The organism is Amycolatopsis thailandensis (assembly GCF_002234405.1).
Taxonomy (GTDB): Bacteria; Actinomycetota; Actinomycetes; order Mycobacteriales; family Pseudonocardiaceae; genus Amycolatopsis; species Amycolatopsis thailandensis.
On sequence record NZ_NMQT01000355.1, the window covers coordinates 1 to 900 of the forward strand.

The 900-nt window shown below is 68.7% G+C and carries 2 protein-coding genes; both read right to left on the reverse strand.

Annotated elements, in window-relative coordinates; all coding sequences use genetic code 11:
* Positions 1 to 356, reverse strand: a 356-nt coding sequence (locus CFP71_RS42850) for an alpha/beta fold hydrolase (protein ID WP_143267334.1), incomplete at its 3' end; no start/stop codon positions are given.
* A 23-nt stretch (positions 357 to 379) separates the two neighbouring features.
* Positions 380 to 841, reverse strand: a complete 462-nt coding sequence (locus CFP71_RS42855) for a DUF998 domain-containing protein (RefSeq protein ID WP_244200055.1) — start codon at positions 839 to 841, stop codon at positions 380 to 382.
* Between the last annotated feature and the right edge of the window lie 59 nt (positions 842 to 900).

A 900-nucleotide genomic window follows, 5' to 3' on the forward strand; every position in this document is an offset into this window, starting at 1 on the left:
GGGAATTCGTAGACCGCGAGTTTCGTGATCGGCAGCCCGGCTTTCGCGGCTTCGAGGGCGAGCGCGGCACCGGACGAGATCCCGTAGACGTGGGCGGTCCCACCGGCCTCCTCGATCAGTGCCGCGAGGTCCTCGACTTCGCGGGCCACGGAGAACGGCTCGGTGTCGCCGCTTTCGCCGCGGCCGCGGCGGTCGTAGGTGTAGACGGTGAAGTGCGGGGCCAGTTCGGCGGCCAGCGGCGCCGCCGGGCCGAACTCGCGGTGGCACATCGCGCCGTCGACCAGGATGACGGCGGGGCCGGAGCCGGTGCGGGTGTAGGCGATGGTGGTGCCGTCTTGCGAGGTCACGGTGCTCATGGCGGGAATTCTCCTCGGTTTGTCTAGCGGGCGGAGCGGACGATCAAGGCGGTGACCCAGCCCCAGGCCAGCACCACGGTGGCCCAGAAGGCGAGCATCACGACGGCGTTCGCGTTGCCGGAGCTGATCGCGGCGAAAGAAACGAAGAACGCGATGCCGGTGGCGCGGGAGTAGACGGCCCAGCCGCGGTGGCCCTCGCGGGAGAAGCGGCTCGCGAACACGAAGGTCGCGACGATCAGCGAGAGGAAGCCGACCGATCCGGCGGCCATGTGCAGGACCCCGGCGGTGCTGATGGTGGCCGGGCCGGTGCCGACCGGGAAGCCGTTACCCGGGTCGGCCTTGAAGACCGCGGCGAAAAGCAGGCTGACACCGAAGACGCCCAGCAGTCGTGGGCCCCAGGTGCTGCCTCTGCCCGGTTCCAGTGTCCGGCTCAACCCGATCGCGCCCGCGATCATCAGGATCCCGGTGACCAGGAAGTTCGTCACCTGGATCAGATCGTAAGACCGTCGTGTAGGGGAAGAGTGTTGGATACTGGTGACGTTCG